The organism is Propylenella binzhouense (assembly GCF_009866965.1).
GTDB lineage: Bacteria > Pseudomonadota > Alphaproteobacteria > Rhizobiales > Afifellaceae > Propylenella > Propylenella binzhouense.
Map to the genome: position 1 here is coordinate 41,566 of NZ_SPKJ01000009.1, position 19,724 is coordinate 61,289.

Here is a 19,724-nt window from a genome sequence, read left to right on the forward strand (position 1 = left end):
CCAGCGGGGCCTGATGGGCTCGTCTCGCATGCCGGCCTCGTTCCAGGGCGTAGGCAAGCGGTTCGTCGGACTGGTCCGGTCGGCCGGTGCCGGGTGGACCAGCGTGGTCCCGCTGTTCCGGTGCCCGGGCCAGGTCACGTGGCCGCTCGAACTCGGCATCACCGCCGGTGCGTCGGGCCGACTGACGCTCGCTTTCGGCAGGAGCGGCGCGCCGGCCGCTCCCATCTCCCTCGCCGTCCGCCGGGCGGGGGAGACGGGCAGGCTGAGCCCCGATCCGACCATCGGCCCGGACGGTCGCGTCACGATCGACATTCCCGCCTTCGAAGCGGATTGGGGGTTGCTGATCGAGCCGGCGGACAAGACCTCCGCCTCCGATCCCGCCGCGTTCACGGTGGCGGCTTTCGCGTTCGTGGCCGATGCGCGGCACCGTCCCCGCCGAACCGGGACAGCCGCGCTCATCCGCGCGAGCGGCCTCTTCGATCCGAGCTGGTACGCCCGGCACGGGCGGTCGTTCGGCAGCGCCGACGAGGCGTTCGGCCATTTCTATTTCATCGGCCGCCCCGAGGGACTGTCTCCGTCCTTCTATTTCGACCCGGCCTGGTACCTCGCGATCAATCCGGACGTCTCCGGAGCGGGCCAGGATCCGCTCGTCCACTTCCTGAACCACGGCGAGCGCGAGGGCAGGCGCCCGATCCCGCTCTTCGATCCCGCGTGGTACCGGGAAACCTATCGGCTCGACGGGAGCGACGTCTCGGCGCTGCGCGACTATCTCGACCGCCTCGGCAGCGATCCGCGGAACCCCTGCCCCGAGTTCGACGTGGCGTTCTACCGCGCGACCTATCCGGAGGTGTCGCAGTCCGGGCTCGACCCGCTCCAGCATTACGCGCTGATCGGCTACCGGGCTAACTACGATCCTTCCGCCGGATTCGACACGTCGAGCTATGTCGCCCGGTATCTCGACGGAAGCTACGAGGCGAATCCGCTCGTTCACTACGTGCTCGAGGGACGCAGGCAGGGCTTTCTTCCGCTCAGCGCCGATCGCGGCATGGCCGGCGAGATCGCAGCTTTCGTGCAGGAGGGCGACGGCTTCGAGGAATTCCGCCCCGCCGCGATCGCCGGCGAAGCGCCGGCAAAGGTGATCGCGCTCTACCTGCCTCAGTTCCACGCCATTCCCGAGAACGACGCGTGGTGGGGACCGGGCTTCACCGAATGGCGCAACCTCGCGCGCGGCGCTCCTCGCTTCCGCGGCCATTATCAGCCGCGGATTCCGCGCGATCTCGGCTTCTACGATCTTTCCGATCCGGCCATCATCAGGCGCCAGACGGCTCTCGCCGCGGCCGCCGGCATCCACGGCTTCTGCTTCTATTACTACTGGTTCAACGGAAGGCGGCTGCTCGAGCGCCCGCTCGACCTCTTCGCAGGCGACGGCGCGATCGATTTTCCGTTCTGCCTGATGTGGGCGAACGAGAACTGGACCAGGCGCTGGGACGGGGCGGAGGACGAGCTCCTCATCCGCCAGGACTACCGCGAGGAGGACGACGACGCCTTCGTCGATTGCCTGGCCGGATATTTCAATCACCCCCGCTACATCCGGATCGGCGGGCGGCCGCTCCTCTCGATCTACCGGGCCGATCACGTCCCGGATGCCGCCGCAAGGATCGAGCGCTGGAGGAAATTGTGGCGGGAGCGCCACGGCCTGAACCCGCTCTTCCTGATGGCACAGTCCTTCAGGAACCTGGACCCGCGTCCGTTCGGGCTCGACGGCGCGCTCGAATTCCCGCCCCACAAATTCGTCGGGCGGGTACGCGGAATCCCGCACGACAAGCTCGACATCCTCGATCCGGGCTTCGCCTCGGCGGTGTTTCCCTACGAGCGGATCGTCGCGGACGCGCTGGCGGAAGAAGCCCCTCCCTACCCGCTCGTGAAGACGGTCTCGCCATCCTGGGACAACGACGCGCGGCGGCAGGGGCGCGGCACGATGCTGCACGGCTCCACCCCCGAGCTGTTCGAGACCTGGCTCACCGGCGCGGTCGAGTTCGCGCGGCGCAACCCGCTCTCCGGCGAGCCGCTCGTGTTCGTGAACGCATGGAACGAGTGGGCGGAGGGTGCCTATCTCGAGCCCGACGTGCATTTCGGCTCAGCCTATCTGAACGTCGTCGCGCGGACATTGTCGGACCGCCACCCGGAACGGTCCGGCGCGCCGGGGCCGGCGGCCGGTCTGGACAATCGTCGGGCGCCCCCGCACATTGTCGAGCAAGGAGTTGGGCGATGGCGGGCGACGAGGTGAAGGCGGCGGCACTCAAGGCTGCCACCGCCATTCTGGCCAAGGCAGACCTGCGATCCCCGCAAGCATCCGCACGCGAAATCGCCAGGATCGCAGCAGCCATCCTGCGGGAGTTCGAGCGCGAGCTCGCCAGGGATGCCGTGCGGAGCAGAGAGCCCGAATGAAGAAGCCGGCCGGAATTTCACAATCGCTCCAGGGCCTGGTGCGCGGACTGGGCGGCGCTCCGGAAGCCGAGGGACGCAGCCAGGGCGAGACCGGCGCTCCGAACGGCGCGCCGGCCGCAAGGCGCCCCCTCCCCCGCCCCGCCGCGGGCCCGGCCGCGGACCTGCCGAGGCAGATCATCGTCTTCGACGAGCAATTCTATCTCGAGCGCAACGGCGATGTCCGCGCCAGCGTGGAGAGCGGGACGCGGACGGCGCTCGATCATTTCCTCGCCTACGGCCATTCGGAGGGGCGCGCGCCCAATCCGCACTTCCTGCGCGAGTACCGCGGCGAGATCGAGCGCGTCCTCGTGTTCCAGGACACGGTCTTCGTTTCGGGGTGGCTCGAGGTCCCGCTGCGGGAGGCCCGCTCCGCCACGCTGAGGTTCGGCCCGCATTCCATCAATATCGGCGAGAGCGCATTCCAGTACCGGCGGCCCGACGTCTGCGCGGCGATCGGCGCGCCCGAGCACGCGAAGCTCGGCTTCGCCGTGCTGACGCGGATCGAGCTCGATCCGCCGGTCTCGACCGAGTTCACGCTGCGGGCCGACGGGTTCGGCCGGATCCTGCGGCCGCAATACATCCAGAAGGCCGGCGATTTTCTCGACGACATCCTGAAATACCTGTCCTATTTCTCGACGGTGGAGGGCGGGCTGAGCGGCCTCTACCGGATTCCGCCCTCCTTCGTGGCGGTGCTGCAATCGCTCTTCCGCACCTTTGTCGCCGAGAGCGCCAACCCGGGGAAGTCAATCACCTCCTCGCCGGCTCCGAAGGGCCGCGATTGCGCCGTCATCTTCGTCCAGTGCGGGCCGCTGCCGCTCCTGCCGGCGATCTTCCACTATCTCCGCTCGGCGCGGCACCGGATGGAGGTGATCGTCGCGAACAACAGCCGCGACTATCGCGCGGCCGCGCTCGGCGTGCTCAACGAACTGGAAACGCTCTACGAAATCCCGTGGCGCTACATCGAGTTCGACAGGAACCTGGGCTTCAGCCATGCATGCAACGTGGCCGCGCTTGCAACCGACGCCGAACACCTGGTGTTCCACAACAACGACGTCTTCACCGACGAGCCCGCCGACTACGACAAGGTGGTCGACGCGCTTATCGCCCAGCCGACCGGGGTGGTGGGCGTCCGCCAGCGCTTCCCGAGCGGCGGCATCATGCATGACGGCCTCAGGGTCGGCCGGCTCGACCCGGTCGTGACCGGCGGCCTCGACGGGGTGCTCTCCGGCATCTCGGACGGGCGCGGCGCGCCGCCCGGCGAGGTGGCCGGCCCGGTCTTCACCTCCGGCTCGTTCCTGGCGCTCCGCCGCGACCTCTTCCAGTCGGCCGGCGGCTTCTCGGGCGATTATCTGTTCGGCCATTTCGAGGATCTCGACCTCTGCCTGAGGCTCGCCGAGCAGGGCTCGGCCACGACCATCCTGAAGGACGTCGCCTTCATCCATTGCGAGGGCAGCGGATCGGCCGTGCCCGAGCACATCACGCGGACGGTGCCGGTGATCAACCGCATGATCTTCACGCGCCGCTGGCAGGAGCGGACCGCCCCCTGGTTCGCGGGAGACGACGCGCATGGCTAGGCTCGCCATCCTGACGCTCTTCCATTCGCTGCTCTACCGCGGCGGTGCGCAGCAATGCGCCTATTCGCTCTTCAGCGCGCTGCGCGAGAGCGGCGAGGACTGCCTCTTCGTCGCCGCCGACCCGGACTGGTTCGCGCACAACCGCAAGGCCGACAGCTTCGTCCGCCCGTCCGGGATGGGCGCCAACGAATATCTCTTCTCGCTGCCGGAATACGACTATTTCTGGCATCGGACGAACAGCGCCTACGCCAAGCGCACCCTCCTCGACTTCCTGTCGGCGGAGGGCGTGACGCATGTCTTCCTGTCCCATTTCATGCATTTCGGCATCGACCTCGTGCCGCTCCTCGCCGAGCGCGGCATGAAGGTGTTCGTCGGCTTCCACGAGATGCAGGCCTCCTGCTACGCCAACGGCCAGATGATCACGCGGAACACCCGCGAGCTCTGCTCGGTGTCGACGCCGGAGCGCTGCGCCCAGTGCTTCCCGGACATTTCCCCGGACCTCTTCTTCCTGCGCAACCGGCACTTCAAGAAGTGCCTCGACCATGCCGCCGGGTTCATCTCGCCTTCCCTCTTCCTGCGCGACCGGATGGTCGGCTGGGGGCTCGACCGCTCCAAGTTCACCGTGATCTGGCACGGCATCGACGAGGCGAGCTTCCAGGTCGGCGCCGGCGTCGGGCGCGCCCGGAAGCGGAACTCCCCCTTCGCGAGCGATCCGCGGCAGCGCCTCGTCCGGTTCGGCTATTTCGGCCAGCTCGTCGACAACAAGGGCGTCCAGACGCTGCTCGAGGCGGCGAAGCTCCTGGAGGAGCGCGATATCGGCCCGTTCCAGCTCGCCATCAACGGCGCCAACCTCGAAGCCGGCAGCGAGGCGTTCCGGACCGCCTTCGAGCGCACCATCGCCGACAGCGCCGACTGGATGAATGGCAGGATCCAGGTGCGCGGCCCCTATCTCCACGACACGCTGCCCTTCCGCATGGCGGAGGTCGACGTCGTCGTGGTGCCGTCGCTCTGGTGGGAGATCTACTGCATGGTGGTGGACGAGGCGAAGTTCTTCGGGAAGCCGCTGATCGCCTCCGCCATCGGCGGCATTCCCGAGCGCTTCGACCCGGCGTCCGACGGCTTCCTCGTCGCGCCCGGCGACGCCGTCGGCATCGCCGACGCGATGGAGCGGTTCATGAGCGAGGAGCTCGCCTTCGCGCCCCGGATCGAGCCGGAGCAGAGCTGGCCGGCGATCGCGCGCCGCTATCTCGCGCTCTTCTACGACGCGCCGGCCGCCGGCGCGCTGCCACGCGCCGCGGAGGCCGTGGCTTGACGGAGGCGGCGCCCACGGCGGATATCGCCGCTGCCGCAGGTGCGGAGATTCCCTTGCGCTCCGGCGCCCAGAACAAGAATGCGTCCAGGCCGGACGAGGCGGATGAAGGAACGATGAACGAGAACACATCTGGGGAGATGTCGGAGTCCGAGCGCTACATCCGCGACCTCTATACCCATCTCCTTGCACGCGATCCCGGCGAACGGGAACTCCGGGACTGGGTGCAGGCGGCCGAGCACGGCGCGAGCCCGCGCGACCTGTTCTACCACTTCCTCTCGTCCGCCGAATATAAGAGCCGTGCGGGCGTGCGACCGGGACATCCGGTCGGCCACTATTACTCCCCTGTCGTCAACCCGGCCGAACTGGTCGGTCCGCGCCGGCCGAGACGCGACATCGAACCCGACGCGATCGCCGGCATCGACCTCTCCGTCACACGGATGCGCAATTTCTGGATGCAGAACGCGGACGCCATCCGGGCGACGCCATTCCCCGACTCCCTCGATCCGGCGCGCCGGTACTACGCCGTGAACGACATCTTCGCCATCGGCGACGCGACGATCCTGCGCGCGATGATCCTCGCCAACCGGCCGAGACGCATTATCGAGATCGGCTCCGGCTTCTCCTCGGCGGTGATGCTCGACACGATCGACGAGGCGCATCTCGATACCACGCTGCTTCTCATCGAGCCCTATACGGAGCGGCTGCGATCACGGTTGAAAGCCGAGGACGATGCGCGGGTCGAGATCCTCGAAAGCCCGGTTCAGGACGTCCCTCCGGAGACCTTCTCGGTTCTCGAGGCGAACGACATCCTCTTCATCGATTCAACACATGTGCTGAAGACGGGGAGCGATGTCCACTACGAGCTGTTCTCGATCCTTCCCGTCCTGAAGCCAGGCGTGGTCATTCACTTTCACGACATCCCGTTCCCGTTCGAGTATGCCGACGAGTGGATTTTCGAGCGGAGATATTCCTGGAACGAAGCCTATGCGGTTCGAGCGTTCCTCATGCACAATTATGCCTACCGGGTCGAATTCATGAACAGCCTGTTCCATTCGAAGGCTCAGGATGCAATCCAAGCGATCTTCCCTCGCTTCAATGTGAATCCGGGAGCAAGCCTGTGGATCAGGAAGTGCGCCCAATGATGAACACGCCCGACAGAGCCAAGTCTCCAAACTCAGACATAACGTGAACTTCCTTATTGCGAGCTAGGTTTTTACTTTTTTGCAGAGCTCATATGCGGTCGGCTTCCGTTGCGGCTGCGCTGGTGAAAGGTTTGCTGAGGACGCCATGAATTTCACGCTGCTTTTGACCTACGGGCGGACAGGCTCAACGGCGTTCATGCGCGCTCTTTCTGCTCATCCCGCATTCGTTGTGAGCGAACCTTTCCCTTACGAAGTGCGATTGGTGCAGTATATCCTTGCTACTCAGTCGTGCCCTGTGCCTGCCGGGTTCGCACCGGTGACTGTAGGCAACGCCGAATATCGCGCCGTTCTTCCAGGCAATCAAACCCTCCTGGACGCAGCAAAAACCGCATTCGCGGAGAGCGGTGATTATAGTCAGAAGGCGCAGGCCGGGTACGGAGTGATAGCCGCGGCTCAACAGAAATCTCGACCTGAGATCATTCTCGAAAAGGGCTTCGGCCTGAATCTGGCTCCCACGATCCTACAAACATGGCCCGGATCCAGGTCGGTCATCCTCCTTCGCGACCCGCGCTCTGCCTTTTTTTCGATCAAGTCATTCAACAAAAAGCGCGGTTACCTGAGCTTCGGGGAAGCGAACGGTGATGAATTTTTATTCAACAGCATTGTTCAGTACTATATGTCGGCGAGAAAGTTGCTCGCGCAATTTTTGGATGAAGGGCGGATACTTGAGGTCAGGTACGAAGAAATGATGGCCAATCCTGACGAATTTTTCAGCAGAATCGTTTCATTTCACGGAATTCCTGTCGATCCAGACGAGATCATCGGAATGGAGGCCGCTGTCACGCTCGCCGACCATCACACCGAAGGTCATCAAACATCGAATCAAAGCAGAAGCATAGCTCGTTGGGAGGATGATGCCGAAGACGATCATCGCTCCATATTCAGTTCACGGGCGAGGGAGCTCGCGCTCCTTGGGTACCAATAGGGGCTCAGGCCGAATGACAGACGCTACGGGCCCCATTTTCATCGTTGGATCGGGTCGGTCCGGCACCTCCGTATTGTACAACCTGGTTGTGCGAGGGACAGGACTGCCGGGGTTTCCGGAAGGCCATTTCCTGTCTCTGGCAGACCACATTGAGACCGCCTTCGAGCAATTCTTCAGGGCTCGAGCCGAAGCGCTCAAGCGAGAGAAGCGCCTGATCGCCAATGTTGATCGCGACCGGCTGAAGCTTTCGCTGCTCGCCGCCATTCGCGATGAAGCGGAGCGGGTTCACGGAGGACGACAGTTCGTCGACAAGACCCCGATGGTGGAAATGATCTCGGCGGCGCCCACCCTGGTGCGGATGTGACCCGACGCCCGGTTCATTTTCGCCAAGCGGCGAGGGATAGAGAACGTCCTTTCCCGCCTTCGCAAGTTTCCCGCCGTGCCGCTCGAGCGCCATGCATTCCTTTGGAGCGAATGCATGGCGGAGTGGGCCAGAGTGCGAACCGCGCTAACGGCCCCCTATATCGAGATAGATCAACTCGATCTTCTGCGCAGGCCGGAGGAGACAGTTCAGTCGCTTGCGCAGTTTCTTTCGATCGATGACGACGGGATCAAGCGGATGGAGGCGATCTTGTCCGGGCCGCGCCCGCAGGGCACGCAAGAGGGGCACTATGACGTAGTCTCGCTGGCCGGAACCAACTGGAGCCCGGCGGAGCAGGAGAGCTTCGTCCGGATCGCGGGACCGGAGATGCGACGTTATAATTACAGTCTTGACGACCAATATTACGCTCTCTCGCCGCTCGCAGCGGAGACCGCCTCGTGATGCGGCAACTCGCACGCCCAGTCTGATTTCCACAAGTGACGGCAGTCCACTCCTTCCTTGGCCGCCCTTTGTCGCCTGCGATCGAGTCAGTCTCGCGCGCCTATTTGACTCCGTTCAGGTTCGATTCCGACACCCGCACCTATTCCGGGGCTGCCTACGACTCGCGCGGCGTCCTTGTCCTCAGTTCATTGCGGCCGGCATATCCCAGCGAGAATTCCGCTCCGGCCGATCCTGTCTGCATTCGGGTTGCGCAATTTTCCGAGTGCGAGGAAGTGGGAGAAGCCATCTTCGGAGGCCACTTCTTTCCGACCTGGGGTCATATAATCTATGAGTCCATGACCACTGCCTATGCGGGCAGCGGGCTACCCGATTGCCCGGTGTTGTTCCTGCCCTTCGCGGCTTCCCCGAACGTCAATTGGCTGAAGGCACCTCTGAAGCGCATGGAGCCCTTGCTGTCTGCGGCTGGTTGGGGGCACCGCCCCATCCGGCTTCAACTCGGGCCACTCCGGGTGCGAACCCTGCATGTTCCGGAGCGGATCGCGGTATTTGGGACGCCTATCGGACAGACTGGCGTGCATCCGATTGCGTGCGAGGTCTATTCAAACATTCGCGCTGCTTATGCCTGCTCCGGTGCTCGCCACCCGATCGTCGCCAGACGTCCTGCCGGTCATATGCGTGCGCACCCCGCCGAGGAGGCCTTATACGACCATTGGAGACGATCGGGCTTCGAGGTCATCGACGGCGCCACCCTTAGCCCGGAAGAGCAGGCGCGCGCATTTGGCTCCGCATCCGCATTGATCGGATTCTCGGGAAGCAATCTGCATAATTCCATCTTCTGCGCGATGGGAACTCCGGTTATCGAAATTGGCGACCGGCGCGCAGCATCCCGCGTTGAACCGCGCAACGCTACGCAGTGGCAGATTTCGACCGTGCTCGGACAACCGTACCGCTTCGTAAGTGGTTTTCATGCGGACGGACATACGGCTCGCACGCCCGGCGACCTGCTCGATTCGCTCGCGGCACTTGATCTGGCTGAGATAAACTCAGTGTGACGGCCCCTTCCAGCGGACCCGTACGCGCAATCGACAAAGTTGCAGAAGCATGTCCAAATGCGCCCGCTCCGGCTTGCGAACCGGGCAGTCCAGGTTCCCTCTCCGGTCGCATTGCCGCGGCGGCTTCCCGCCCTCTGCGCCAGGGCGCTTGACCAAAGCGGCACCTCCCCTCTACCAATGCCTCAAGACAGGCAGGAAACGTGCCACGCATGCTGGACATTAGCCCGCTCGGAGGGCTCCCGGAAGTCAAGGTCATCAGGCCGCAGCGCTTCATGGACGAGAGGGGGTTCTTTTCCGAGACCTGGAACGAGGAGGCGATGCGCGAGGCGGGGCTCGACCTGCATTTCGTCCAGGACAACCATTCGCTTTCGCGCACCAAGGGAACGCTCCGCGGCCTCCACTTCCAGAGCCCGCCCTTCGAGCAGGCGAAGCTCGTGCGCGTGGTGCGCGGTTCCGTGCTCGACGCGGTGGTGGACATCCGCCACGGCTCGCCGACCTTCGGGCACCACGTCTCCACCGTGATCAGCGTGGATGCGTGGAACCAGATCCTGGTTCCGGTCGGCTTCGTGCACGGATTCGTGACGCTCGAACCGGACACCGAAGTCGTATACAAGGTCACCAACCTCTATTCGCGGGAGCATGACAAGGGGGTGCGCTGGAACGATCCCGAGCTCGGGATCGACTGGGGCGTCTCCGAGGCCGAGGCCGTGCTTTCCGAGAAGGACAGGAACCAGCCGCTGCTCAAGCAGCTCGACGTCGACTTCGTCTACACCGGGTAAGGCGCCGCCGATCCCGCCGGAGGTATCGCATGAAGGTCTTGGTCACCGGCGGGGCGGGTTTCATCGGATCGGCCGTCTGCCGGCATCTCGTGGGCGATCTCGGCGTCTCGGTGATCAACGTCGACAAGCTGACCTACGCTGCGAACCTCGCCTCGCTCGCCCCGATCGCCGACAGCCCGCTCTACGGCTTCGCCAGGCTCGACATCTGCGACGGCCACGGGCTCGACGCGCTGCTTGCGAAGGAACGGCCGGACGCGATCATGCATCTCGCCGCCGAATCCCATGTCGACCGCTCGATCACCGGGGCGGCGGAATTCATCCAGAGCAACATCGTCGGCACCTATACGCTGCTCGAGGCGGCGCGGCGCTACTGGAACTCGCTCGCGGGCGAGAAGCGCGACGGCTTCCGCTTCCTGCACGTCTCCACCGACGAGGTCTACGGCACGCTCGGCGAGGACGGCCTCTTCAGCGAGACGACGCCCTACAGCCCCAACTCGCCCTATTCGGCGAGCAAGGCCGCCTCCGACCACCTCGCCAATGCCTGGTACCACACCTACGGCCTGCCGGTCGTCATCTCCAACTGCTCGAACAATTACGGGCCGTATCACTTCCCCGAGAAGCTGATCCCGCTCGTCATCCTGAACGCGCTCGAGGGCAAGCCGCTGCCGGTCTACGGCCGCGGCGACAACATCCGCGACTGGCTCTATGTCGAGGACCATGCGCGCGCGCTCTTCCTGGTGCTGACCCAGGGGCGGCTCGGGGAGAAGTACAATATCGGCGGGCGCAACGAGCGCACCAATCTCGCCGTCGTCGAGGCGATCTGCGACCGGCTCGACGAACTCCGCCCGAACGGCAGCCCGCGGCGCTCGCTCATCACCTTTGTCACCGACCGGCCGGGCCACGACCAGCGCTACGCGATCGACGCGACGAAGCTGGAGACCGAGCTCGGCTGGCGGGCACGCGAGAACTTCGAGACCGGGCTCGCGCGGACCATCGCCTGGTACCTCGCCAACGAGGCCTGGTGGCGGCCGCTGCGCGAGGGCGTCTATTCCGGCGAGCGGCTCGGGCTCATCGCGGGTCGAAAACGCGCTTCCTGACGTGGCGGTTTCCGGAGGTCCTTCACGCACCCTGCTGGTCGCCGGCCGATCCGGACAACTGGCGCATGCGCTCGCGGGAAGCGCGGCGCCGCCCGGCTGGCGCATCGTCTGCCGCGGGCGGGAGGACGGCTTCGAGCTCACCGACCCGGCCAGCATGCGGGCGCAGATCGGAGCGCTCGCCCCCGCCGCGATCGTGAACACCGCCGCCTATACCGCGGTCGACCGGGCGGAGACCGACGCTGACGCGGCCTATGCGGTCAACCGCGACGGCCCGGCCGCGCTCGCCGAGCTCGCCGCCGCGGCCGGCGTGCCCCTCCTCCACATCTCGACCGACTATGTGTTCGACGGGCGGAAGGCCGAAGCCTATGTCGAGACCGATCCGGTCTGCCCGGTCGGCGTCTACGGCGCTTCCAAGGCGGATGGCGAGGAGGCCGTGCGGCAGCGCCTGCCGGCACACCTGATCCTCAGGACGAGCTGGGTCTACAGCCCCTTCGCCGGCAATTTCGTGAAGACGATGCTGAAGCTCGCCGAGACGCGCGAGGAGGTCGCCGTGGTGGCGGACCAGCGCGGATGCCCGACCGCGGCCTGCGACCTCGCCGCGGCGATCCTTGCGGTCGTCGACCGGATCGGCACCGGCGCACCGATGCCCTACGGGACGTACCACGTCGCGGGCTCGGGCGAGACGACCTGGTACGATTTCGCCCGCTTCGTCTTCGCATGCGCCGCCCACCGGCGGAAGGTGCCGAAGGTGCGGCCGGTCACGACGGCCGACTATCCCACGCCGGCAGTGCGTCCGGCGAATTCCCGCCTCGACTGCGCGAAGTTCGAACGGGCGTTCGGGCTCCGCCTGCCCGCCTGGCAGGCGAGCGTGCGGCAATGCGTGGACGTCTTGACGCACGAGCCCTGCACGAGCGGGTGAGCGGGGGTACCGCTCAGCCGGAACGGGCGCCTGGACGGCCGCCGGACCCGCCGCCGAGCGCGCGCAGCGCGTTCAGGATGACGGCGAGATCGATCGCCTCCTGGATCAGCGCGCCCTGGATCGGCGGGATGTGGCCGAGCGCCGCGGCGATCATGCCGAGGGTCGAAAGGCCGATGCCGGCGAACACGCTCTGCCGCGCGATCCGCAGGCTGTCGCGTGCGATCGAGACACCGGCGGCGAGGCGCGCGAGATCGTCGGCGAGGAGCACGACATCGGCCGCCTCCGCGCTCGCGGCCGCCCCGTGCCCGCCCATGGCGACGCCCACGTCGGCGGCGGCGAGCGCGGGGGCGTCGTTGACGCCGTCGCCGACCATCATGACGCGGCCGCCGGCGCGCTCGGCCGTCACGATCGCGACCTTCGCCTCCGGTGCGAGCTCGGCATGGACGGCATCGAAGCCGAGCTCGCGCGCGATCGGCTCCGCGACGGCGCGGCGGTCGCCTGTCGCGAGCACGGCACGCATGAAGCCGAGCCGCCGCAGCGCGCCGAGCGCATCCCGCGCCTCCGGCCGGACCCGGTCGGCGAGATAGAAGATCTCGGCGAGATCGCCGTCGATCCCGACCGCGACGGAGAGATGGTCCTCCGCTCTCCGCGCGGCGCCTCCACCGCGGCTGACGACGCGCTCGGCGACGAAGGCGGGACGCCCGACCACCACCGCATGGCCCCCGACATTGCCGGCGATCCCCAGCCCGGGCTCTTCCCGGACGTCGGACGGCGGCACGAGCGGCAGGCCCCGCGCGCGGGCGGCGCGCACGATCGCCTCCGCGACCGGATTGCGGGAGGCGAGTTCCAGGGAAGCCGCAAGCCCGAGTGCGGCGTCCGGATCCGGCGCGAGGTCCGCGCGGCCGACCAGCTCGGCGCGGCCGGTCGTCAGCGTGCCGGTCTTGTCGACCACGAGCACGCCGACCGCCGCGAGCGCCTCGAGCACCGCCGCCCCCTTGACCAGGATCCCGCGCCGGGCCGCACGCGAGACCCCGGCAATGAGCGCGATCGGAACCGCGAGGATGAGCGGACAGGGCGTGGCGATCACCAGGACGGCGAGCGCGCGGCGCGGATCGCCGGAAGCGAGCCAGGCCGCCGCCGTGAGCCCGACCGTGAGCGCCAGGAAGACGAGCGCGTAGCGATCCGCAAGCCGCACCATCGGCGCCTTCGAGGCTTCCGCCGCGGCGACCAGCCGGACGATGCCGGCCATCGTGCTCTCCGCCGCGGGCCGGGCGACGCGGAGGTCGAAGGCGCCATCGGCGTTGATCGCGCCGCTCAGCACGTCCTCGCCCTCCCCGCGGCGCACCGGCATCGATTCGCCGGTGAGCGCGGACTGATCGAGGAGGGCCGCGCCGCTCGCCAGGACGCCGTCGGCGGGAACGACGTCCCCCTGCCGCACGAGCACGCGGTCGCCCGGGCCGATCGCCTCGAGCGGCACCTCGACGAGAGCGCCGTCCCGGTAGAGGGCCGCCGTGTGCGGGACGCGGGCGAGAAGGGCGGCCAGCTCGCGCCGGGCCCGCCGGCCGGCATAGGTCTCCAGGAACTGGCCGCCGGAATACATGAGCGCCACCACCAGCCCGGCGAGCGGCTCGCCGAGCAGGAGCGCGGCGGCCATCGCGAGGGCGGCAATCAGGTCGAGGCCGACCTCGCCGCGGCGGAGCGAGGTCAGAATCTCGACCAGGAGCCCGGTGAGCACCGGGATGACGGCCAGCCCCCACGCCCAGCGCGCGATCGCCGCCTCGCCGAGCATGGCGGCGAAGGTGCCGGCGAGAAGTCCGGCCAAGGCGATGGCCACCAGGGCGACATCCACGCGGGTCCGCAGGCTGCTCAGCCCTGTCGCCCGGCGGAGCGGCGGCGTTGGCGGTGGAATTCGCGTCATGGTCTGGTCCGGCAGGTTCGGAATCCTTAGAACAACGAGAGCTCGCACGGGACATTGATGCGCATCATCGGCTTCGGCGCCCACCCGGACGATGCCGAGATCTATTTCCTCGGCCTGATGCTCGCCGCCCGGGCACGCGGCGACGAGATCGGCTGGACGGTGGCGACCGACGGCGCCCGCGGCGGCGCGGGCGACCGCGACCTGCTTGCAGCCCGACGACGGCACGAGGCGATCGCGGCCGCCGGCCTCGCCGGCGTCGCTCCGCGCTTCCTCGGCCGGGAGGACGGCGGGCTTGCCGCGGACGGCGAACTCGCCGGCCTCCTCGCCGCGGAGATCGGCGCGCTCGCGCCGGACCTCGTCGTCACGCACGCGCTCAACGACTACCACCCCGACCACCGGGCGCTCGCGGCCGCGGTCGTGACCGCCGCGGCCTTCGACGTCCCTGTCCTTCACGCCGACACCATGGCCGGCGCCGGCTTCGAGCCGACGCATTATGTCGACGTGACGGCGGCGATGGCGACGAAGCGCGCGGCGATCCGCATGCATGAAAGCCAGCGGCCCGAGCGGTTCGTCGAGATGGCGGAAACGCTCAACCGCCTCCGGGCGATGCAGTGCCACGGGCCGGCCGGCACCTACGCCGAAGCGTACCGTTTCGCGCCGCGCTTCCCCTTCGCCGACATCCGCGATCTCCTGCCGCCCGCCCCGCTCGTGCGCCCCTTCGGGGGCGGCAACCCGCGAGCCGATCCGTGAAGCGCTCCGCCATCAACGCCATCATCGAGGACGGCCGGCGCGCGATCGACCGGTTCGGCTTCGCCCTGCCTCCGTTCGCGGACTGGTCGCCGCAGGAATTCGGCCGCCGCCGCGAGCGCATCGGCCCGATCCTTTCCGCCCGGCTCGGCTGGGACGTCACCGATTTCGGGTCGGGCGAATTCCGGCGGACCGGCCTCCTGCTCTTCACGCTCCGCAACGGGGCTCCGCCCGCGGCCGGCGGAAGCCCGAGACCGCCTTATTGCGAGAAGGCGATGATCGTCCGCCGCGGACAGAGCTGCCCGATGCACAAGCACGCCTGGAAGACGGAGGACATCATCAACCGGGCCGGCGCGGTGCTCGCCGTCGAGCTCTTCGGTTCCGGACCCGACGGCGCTCCCGCCTCCGACGCCGAGGTGGCGGTGCTCGCCGACGGGCGGGAGCGGCGCCTCGGCGCGGGCGGACGGATCCGGCTCTATCCCGGCGAGAGCGTGACGCTGACTCCGGGCATCTGGCACGCCTTTCAGGCGGAACTCGGCGACGTCCTCGTCGGCGAGGTATCGACGGTCAACGACGACCTCGCCGACAACATCTTCCTGGACGCGGTGCCCCGCTTTCCCGAAATCGAGGAGGACGAGCCGCCGTTCCGCCTTCTCGTCGGCGACTACGACACGCTGGGGCCACGCTCCGCGCCCTGACGCCGGGGCGGCATTCTTTCGGGCGCAAAGGCGCGGTTGCAGCTGCGCCGGAACTCGCGGCCCGGCAGGCGAGTTGAACAAGCCGTTCCTTTGCCGGTGAAGACGGGATCGGATGACAGGGACTTTCGCGGTGCATGCTCGTGTTCCGCGCATCCGGTTCGCGGCACGCGCGAAGCTTCGGCCTCCCGACCCGGGCCCATGCGGAAGAGGCAATTGCCGGCCGGCGACGGCACCGCTCGCCGTCCTCGCCCTCGCCGGCTGCAGCGGACCGCAATCCGCCCTCGATCCGCAAGGCCCGGCGGCGGAGCGGATCGCCGATCTCTTCTGGCTCTTCACGGCGACCCTGACGACGATCTGGCTCCTCGTCCTGCTCGGCCTTGCCGTGGCGATCATGCGTGCGCGGCGCGCTCCCCTCGCCGATCCGCTCGCGCTCGACCCGGCCTTCGAGGCCCGCGCCCGCCGCGTGGTCGGGATCCTGGTCGTCCTGACGGCCGCGATCGTCGCCGCATTCACCATCCTCAGCTACGGCGCCAGCAGGCCCCTCGCATGACCGCCGAGGCGCCGCCGCTCGACCGCGAGATCCGGGATCGCGACCTCGACGACGCGGCGCTGCGGGCGGCGCTCGCCAGGACATGGGCGACGCGGTCCAGCCTGTCCGGCTGGATCGGCGAGGTCGACCACAAGCGGATCGCGCTCCGCTTCGTCCTGACCGCGCTCTTCTTCCTGCTGCTCGGCGGCAGCGCGGCCCTCGTGATGCGCCTGCAGCTCGCCCGCCCGGAAAGCGGTCTGATCGGTCCCGACCTCTACAACCAGCTCTTCAGCATGCACGGCACGACGATGATGTTCCTCTTCGCCGTGCCGGTGATGGAGACGATCGGCCTCTATTTCGTGCCGCTGATGGTCGGCGCGCGGCAGGTGGCGTTCCCCCGCCTCGTCAACTTCGCCTACTGGATGTTCCTGTTCGGCGGGCTGATGCTCTGGATCGCCTTCCTGCTGAACACCGGCGCCGATACCGGCTGGTTCAGCTACGTGCCGCTCTCCTCGCTGCAATATTCGCCGACGAAGCGCGTCGACTTCTGGGCGCAGATGGTCACCTTCACGGAGGTGTCCTCGCTCGCGGTCGCGGTGTCGCTGATCGTGACCGTCCTCAAGCACCGCGCCCCCGGCATGACGCTCGACCGCATCCCGCTCTTCGTCTGGGCCGAGTTCGTCAACGCCTTCGTGATCATGTTCGCCATGCCCTCCGTCATGATCGCCAGCACGCTGCTGATCCTCGACCGCCTCGTCGAGACCAGGTTCTTCGAGACCAGCGCCGGCGGCGACGCTTTGCTCTGGCAGCACCTCTTCTGGTTCTTCGGGCATCCGGAGGTCTACATCATCTTCATCCCGGGCACCGGCATGGTCTCGGCCATCATCGCGACGTTCGCGACCCGGCCCGTCTTCGGCTACGTGCCGCTCGTCCTGGCGCTGATCGCGACCGGCTTCCTGTCCTTCGGGCTTTGGGTCCACCACATGTTCGCGACCGGGCTGCCGAAGCTCGGCGAGAGCTTCTTCACCGCCTCCTCCATGCTGATCGCGGTGCCGAGCGGAATCCAGATCTTCTGCTGGATCGCGACCTTGTGGGGCGGGCGGCCGCGCTTCCACACGCCGCTTCTGTTCGTGCTCGGATTCGTCTTCATCTTCGTCGCGGGCGGGATGACCGGCGTCATGGTCGCCTCGGTGCCGATCGACCTGCAGGTCCACGACACCTTCTTCGTCGTCGCCCATTTCCACTACGTGCTGATAGGCGGCGCCGTGTTCCCGCTCCTCGGCGCGATCTACTACTGGTTCCCGAAGGTCACCGGCAGGCTCATGAGCGAGCGGCTCGGGGCGTGGAACTTCGGCCTCGCCTTCGCCGGCTTCAACCTCGCCTTCTTCCCGATGCACATTCTCGGCCTTCAGGGCATGCCCCGGCGCGTCTACACCTATCCGGCGGAGCTCGGCTGGGGCGGGCTCAACCTCCTTGCGACGACCGGCGCCTTGATGTTCGCCGCAAGCTTCGCGCTCCTCGTCGTCAACGCGGTGACGAGCTACCGCTCGGGCCGGGCGGCGGGTTCCAATCCCTGGGGCGCCGGCACGCTCGAATGGGCGACCGCCTCGCCGCCGCCGCCCTACAATTTCGCGCTGACGCCCCTCGTCACGAGCCGCGAGCCGCTCTGGAGCGAGCGCACGGCGCTTCCGGTCGTCACCGGCCTGCGGGTGGACCGCCGCGAGACCTTCGTGACCTCGCCCGCGGAAGCGCGGCCGGAGCTCCGGGACATGGCGGTCGAGCCCTCCATCTGGCCGTTCGTCGCCGCGCTCTTCTCGGGCCTCACCCTGTTCGGCTCGATCTACACGCCCTGGGCGGTGGTCGCCGGATCCCCCTTCATCGCGGCCGCTCTCGTCGGCTGGTTCTGGCCGAAGAGCGCGAAGGAGGAATGAGGATGCGGGAGCGGCGCGTCGCGGACTATTCCGCGCTCCCGGACTACGGCTTCGGGCCGAAGAGCCCGATGTGGTGGGGAACGCTCGGCTTCTGCGCGCTCGAGGGCATGGGCTTCGCGATCGCCTGCGCGACCTACCTCTATCTCGCCTTCGTGAACCCGGAATGGCCGATCAATGCGCGGCCGCCGGACCTCCTGGCGGGAACGCTCGTGACGATCCTGCTCCTCGCCAGCGTGGTGCCGAACCACATCCTGAAGGCGGCGGCGGAGCGGGAGAGCATCCGCGCGGTGCGGATCTGGATGCCCGTCATGTCGGCATTCGGGGCGGCTCCGCTCGTCCTGCGCTGGTTCGAGTTCGGCATGCTGAACATAAGATGGGACAGCAACGCCTACGGCTCGGCCGTGTGGGTGCTGCTCGGCCTGCATACGACGCACCTCATCACCGATGTCGGCGACACGCTCGTCCTCGCGGCGCTGATGTGGACCCGGTTCGGCCGATCGGGGAAGCGCTTCAGCGACGTGTCGGACAACGCCTTCTACTGGGACTTCGTGGTGCTCACCTGGCTGCCGCTCTACGTGCTCATCTACTGGGTGCCGCGGCTGTGAGGCCGCGCCCCGACCGCCGGCAAGGACGCTGGCTGCCCTGGTCCGGGCTCGCCTTAGGCGCGGCCGCATGGGCGGTCTCGACCCAGCTCAACTACGCGCTCGTGCCCTGGGTCTGCGCGACGGGCATCAACGTCGTCCCGGCCGTCGCGCTGGCGCTCGCGCTGCTTGCGGCGGCGGGCGGCGCGCTGTCCTGGCATTCCTGGCGGAAGCTCGCGAAGTCCGGCTCGCTCGAGCGGCCGGAGGCGGGGTTCCCGCACCGGCTCGGCGCGGCAGTCGGGATGTCCGCGGCGGCCCTCTTCACGCTCGTCATCCTGCTCCATGCGAGCGCCGGCCTCTTCTTCTCGGGCTGCGAGCGCTGAGGCGCTGCGCCCGAACGGCAAGGAACGGGTGGACAGGCCCGCCCGGCGGCGCGAGACCGGCGCCATGCGCAGGCCCGGCAGCGTCAGGGGACTGGAGGAGCTCGGCAGGGTCCGGCTCTCGCGCTCGTTCTTCCTGCGCGACTTCCTGCATTCCGAGGTGGCGAGCCTCTACGGCCTTCCGAACGTGCCGGACGACCCCGATCGCGCGATCGCGGCCGGGCGGCGGCTCTGCGAGGACCTGCTCGAGCCGCTCGCGGACGCCTTCGGACGGATCTCGATCCGCTCCGGCTACCGCTCCGCCGAGGTGAACCGGGTCTGCAACGCGCGCGGCCACAATTGCGCGCGCAACGAGGCCGACCGCGCCCGCCACATCTGGGACGCGCCCGACGCGGAGGGACGGACGGGCGCGATGGCGACGGTGATCGTCAACGCCTTCATCCCCTATTACGAGCGCACCGGCGACTGGGAGGCGATCGCCTGGTGGATCGACGACCATTTGCCCTATTCCGAGCTGCAGGTCTTCCCGCGCTACGCCGCCTTCAACATCGGCTGGCGCGAGGTGCCGAAGCGCAGCATCTACAGCTACGTCCCGCCCCGCCGCGGCTGGCTTCGCCGGCCGGGCACGGCGGCAGGCGGCGGGCCGCACCCGGAGCGCTACGCCGATTTCCTGACGGAATTCGTCAGAAATAAATAAGTCGGCAAAGCGTCATGACGGCGTGAAGCCGACGTCACAGGGCAATGGTGTGAGTGCCTCCTCGACAGAGGAG

At 67.7% G+C, this 19,724-nt stretch carries 20 protein-coding genes; 19 read left to right on the forward strand and 1 reads right to left on the reverse strand.

The genetic code is table 11. The annotated features are described in order from the left end of the window. Positions 1-13 precede the first annotated feature (13 nt). The 12 genes from E4O86_RS04920 (at position 14) to rfbD (ending at position 12,170) form a co-directional block, all read left to right on the forward strand. Positions 14-2,287: a glycosyltransferase WbsX family protein gene (locus E4O86_RS04920; RefSeq protein WP_205520708.1), complete on the forward strand. Its 2,274-nt coding sequence runs from the start codon at positions 14-16 to the stop codon at positions 2,285-2,287. Continuing rightward, positions 2,269-2,448, forward strand: a complete 180-nt coding sequence (locus E4O86_RS04925) for a hypothetical protein (RefSeq protein ID WP_161139408.1) — start codon at positions 2,269-2,271, stop codon at positions 2,446-2,448. The genes E4O86_RS04920 and E4O86_RS04925 overlap by 19 nt, the downstream gene beginning before the upstream one ends. Then, a complete protein-coding gene (locus E4O86_RS04930; RefSeq protein WP_161139409.1) occupies positions 2,445-4,061 on the forward strand; it encodes a glycosyltransferase in 1,617 nt (538 codons plus the stop codon). The genes E4O86_RS04925 and E4O86_RS04930 overlap by 4 nt, the downstream gene beginning before the upstream one ends. Further along, a complete protein-coding gene (locus E4O86_RS04935; protein WP_161139410.1) occupies positions 4,054-5,373 on the forward strand; it encodes a glycosyltransferase in 1,320 nt (439 codons plus the stop codon). The genes E4O86_RS04930 and E4O86_RS04935 overlap by 8 nt, the downstream gene beginning before the upstream one ends. 113 nt (positions 5,374-5,486) lie before the next feature. After that, positions 5,487-6,515 carry a class I SAM-dependent methyltransferase gene (locus E4O86_RS04940; RefSeq protein WP_161139411.1) on the forward strand — a complete coding sequence of 343 codons (1,029 nt, stop codon included), beginning with the start codon at positions 5,487-5,489 and terminating at the stop codon, positions 6,513-6,515. A gap of 145 nt (positions 6,516-6,660) precedes the next feature. Next, complete coding sequence (locus E4O86_RS04945) at positions 6,661-7,500, forward strand: sulfotransferase family protein (protein WP_161139412.1); 840 nt, start codon at positions 6,661-6,663, stop codon at positions 7,498-7,500. Positions 7,501-7,513: 13 nt separating this feature from the next. After that, positions 7,514-7,864 carry a hypothetical protein gene (locus tag E4O86_RS04950; protein ID WP_205520709.1) on the forward strand — a complete coding sequence of 117 codons (351 nt, stop codon included), beginning with the start codon at positions 7,514-7,516 and terminating at the stop codon, positions 7,862-7,864. Positions 7,865-7,978: 114 nt separating this feature from the next. Further along, the gene (locus tag E4O86_RS04955; RefSeq protein ID WP_161139414.1) at positions 7,979-8,323 is read left to right on the forward strand and encodes a hypothetical protein; all 345 of its coding nucleotides are present in this window, start codon (positions 7,979-7,981) and stop codon (positions 8,321-8,323) included. Positions 8,324-8,658: 335 nt separating this feature from the next. Beyond that, complete coding sequence (locus E4O86_RS04960; RefSeq protein ID WP_161139415.1) at positions 8,659-9,375, forward strand: glycosyltransferase 61 family protein; 717 nt, start codon at positions 8,659-8,661, stop codon at positions 9,373-9,375. 209 nt (positions 9,376-9,584) lie between these two features. Continuing rightward, positions 9,585-10,154, forward strand: coding sequence for a dTDP-4-dehydrorhamnose 3,5-epimerase (rfbC, locus tag E4O86_RS04965; RefSeq protein ID WP_161139416.1), 570 nt, complete (start codon positions 9,585-9,587; stop codon positions 10,152-10,154). A gap of 29 nt (positions 10,155-10,183) precedes the next feature. Beyond that, the gene (gene rfbB / locus E4O86_RS04970; protein WP_161139417.1) at positions 10,184-11,251 is read left to right on the forward strand and encodes a dTDP-glucose 4,6-dehydratase; all 1,068 of its coding nucleotides are present in this window, start codon (positions 10,184-10,186) and stop codon (positions 11,249-11,251) included. Between the two features lies 1 nt (position 11,252). Continuing rightward, positions 11,253-12,170 (forward strand): dTDP-4-dehydrorhamnose reductase, encoded by a 918-nt coding sequence (rfbD, locus tag E4O86_RS04975; protein ID WP_343039097.1) that lies wholly within the window; start codon positions 11,253-11,255, stop codon positions 12,168-12,170. Between the two features lie 13 nt (positions 12,171-12,183). Here rfbD and E4O86_RS04980 read toward each other — a convergent pair whose 3' ends face one another. Beyond that, the gene (locus tag E4O86_RS04980) at positions 12,184-14,004 is read right to left on the reverse strand and encodes a heavy metal translocating P-type ATPase (RefSeq protein ID WP_343039098.1); all 1,821 of its coding nucleotides are present in this window, start codon (positions 14,002-14,004) and stop codon (positions 12,184-12,186) included. Positions 14,005-14,145: 141 nt separating this feature from the next. Between E4O86_RS04980 and E4O86_RS04985 the strand changes: the two genes are divergently transcribed. From E4O86_RS04985 to E4O86_RS05015, 7 genes are all read left to right on the forward strand, one after another. Further along, positions 14,146-14,838: a PIG-L deacetylase family protein gene (locus tag E4O86_RS04985; RefSeq protein ID WP_161139419.1), complete on the forward strand. Its 693-nt coding sequence runs from the start codon at positions 14,146-14,148 to the stop codon at positions 14,836-14,838. Beyond that, positions 14,835-15,533: a D-lyxose/D-mannose family sugar isomerase gene (locus E4O86_RS04990; protein ID WP_161139420.1), complete on the forward strand. Its 699-nt coding sequence runs from the start codon at positions 14,835-14,837 to the stop codon at positions 15,531-15,533. Before E4O86_RS04985 ends, E4O86_RS04990 begins: the two co-directional genes overlap by 4 nt. A gap of 112 nt (positions 15,534-15,645) precedes the next feature. Further along, the gene (locus tag E4O86_RS23130; protein WP_205520710.1) at positions 15,646-16,083 is read left to right on the forward strand and encodes a hypothetical protein; all 438 of its coding nucleotides are present in this window, start codon (positions 15,646-15,648) and stop codon (positions 16,081-16,083) included. Then, a complete protein-coding gene (ctaD, locus tag E4O86_RS05000) occupies positions 16,080-17,993 on the forward strand; it encodes a cytochrome c oxidase subunit I (RefSeq protein WP_161139421.1) in 1,914 nt (637 codons plus the stop codon). Before E4O86_RS23130 ends, ctaD begins: the two co-directional genes overlap by 4 nt. 2 nt (positions 17,994-17,995) lie before the next feature. Then, the gene (locus E4O86_RS05005) at positions 17,996-18,598 is read left to right on the forward strand and encodes a cytochrome c oxidase subunit 3 (RefSeq protein WP_161139422.1); all 603 of its coding nucleotides are present in this window, start codon (positions 17,996-17,998) and stop codon (positions 18,596-18,598) included. Beyond that, positions 18,595-18,957 (forward strand): hypothetical protein, encoded by a 363-nt coding sequence (locus E4O86_RS05010; RefSeq protein ID WP_343039099.1) that lies wholly within the window; start codon positions 18,595-18,597, stop codon positions 18,955-18,957. Before E4O86_RS05005 ends, E4O86_RS05010 begins: the two co-directional genes overlap by 4 nt. Positions 18,958-19,021: 64 nt before the next feature. Beyond that, on the forward strand, positions 19,022-19,651 hold the full coding sequence (locus E4O86_RS05015; RefSeq protein ID WP_161139444.1) for a hypothetical protein: 630 nt from the start codon (positions 19,022-19,024) through the stop codon (positions 19,649-19,651). Positions 19,652-19,724 lie beyond the last annotated feature (73 nt).

What these genes read in the sequence shown, in the direction of transcription:
- rfbC (WP_161139416.1), top strand. Translation starts at nt 9,585, where the DNA reads ATGCTGGACATTAGCCCGCTCGGAGGGCTCCCGGAAGTCAAGGTCATC.
- E4O86_RS04935 (WP_161139410.1), top strand. Translation starts at nt 4,054, where the DNA reads ATGGCTAGGCTCGCCATCCTGACGCTCTTCCATTCGCTGCTCTACCGC.
- rfbB (WP_161139417.1), top strand. Translation starts at nt 10,184, where the DNA reads ATGAAGGTCTTGGTCACCGGCGGGGCGGGTTTCATCGGATCGGCCGTC.
- E4O86_RS04985 (WP_161139419.1), top strand. Translation starts at nt 14,146, where the DNA reads ATGCGCATCATCGGCTTCGGCGCCCACCCGGACGATGCCGAGATCTAT.
- E4O86_RS05005 (WP_161139422.1), top strand. Translation starts at nt 17,996, where the DNA reads ATGCGGGAGCGGCGCGTCGCGGACTATTCCGCGCTCCCGGACTACGGC.
- E4O86_RS04930 (WP_161139409.1), top strand. Translation starts at nt 2,445, where the DNA reads ATGAAGAAGCCGGCCGGAATTTCACAATCGCTCCAGGGCCTGGTGCGC.
- E4O86_RS04960 (WP_161139415.1), top strand. Translation starts at nt 8,659, where the DNA reads ATGACCACTGCCTATGCGGGCAGCGGGCTACCCGATTGCCCGGTGTTG.
- E4O86_RS23130 (WP_205520710.1), top strand. Translation starts at nt 15,646, where the DNA reads ATGACAGGGACTTTCGCGGTGCATGCTCGTGTTCCGCGCATCCGGTTC.
- E4O86_RS04925 (WP_161139408.1), top strand. Translation starts at nt 2,269, where the DNA reads ATGGCGGGCGACGAGGTGAAGGCGGCGGCACTCAAGGCTGCCACCGCC.
- E4O86_RS04955 (WP_161139414.1), top strand. Translation starts at nt 7,979, where the DNA reads ATGGCGGAGTGGGCCAGAGTGCGAACCGCGCTAACGGCCCCCTATATC.
- E4O86_RS04945 (WP_161139412.1), top strand. Translation starts at nt 6,661, where the DNA reads ATGAATTTCACGCTGCTTTTGACCTACGGGCGGACAGGCTCAACGGCG.
- E4O86_RS04920 (WP_205520708.1), top strand. Translation starts at nt 14, where the DNA reads ATGGGCTCGTCTCGCATGCCGGCCTCGTTCCAGGGCGTAGGCAAGCGG.
- E4O86_RS04940 (WP_161139411.1), top strand. Translation starts at nt 5,487, where the DNA reads ATGAACGAGAACACATCTGGGGAGATGTCGGAGTCCGAGCGCTACATC.
- E4O86_RS04950 (WP_205520709.1), top strand. Translation starts at nt 7,514, where the DNA reads ATGACAGACGCTACGGGCCCCATTTTCATCGTTGGATCGGGTCGGTCC.
- ctaD (WP_161139421.1), top strand. Translation starts at nt 16,080, where the DNA reads ATGACCGCCGAGGCGCCGCCGCTCGACCGCGAGATCCGGGATCGCGAC.
- E4O86_RS05015 (WP_161139444.1), top strand. Translation starts at nt 19,022, where the DNA reads ATGCGCAGGCCCGGCAGCGTCAGGGGACTGGAGGAGCTCGGCAGGGTC.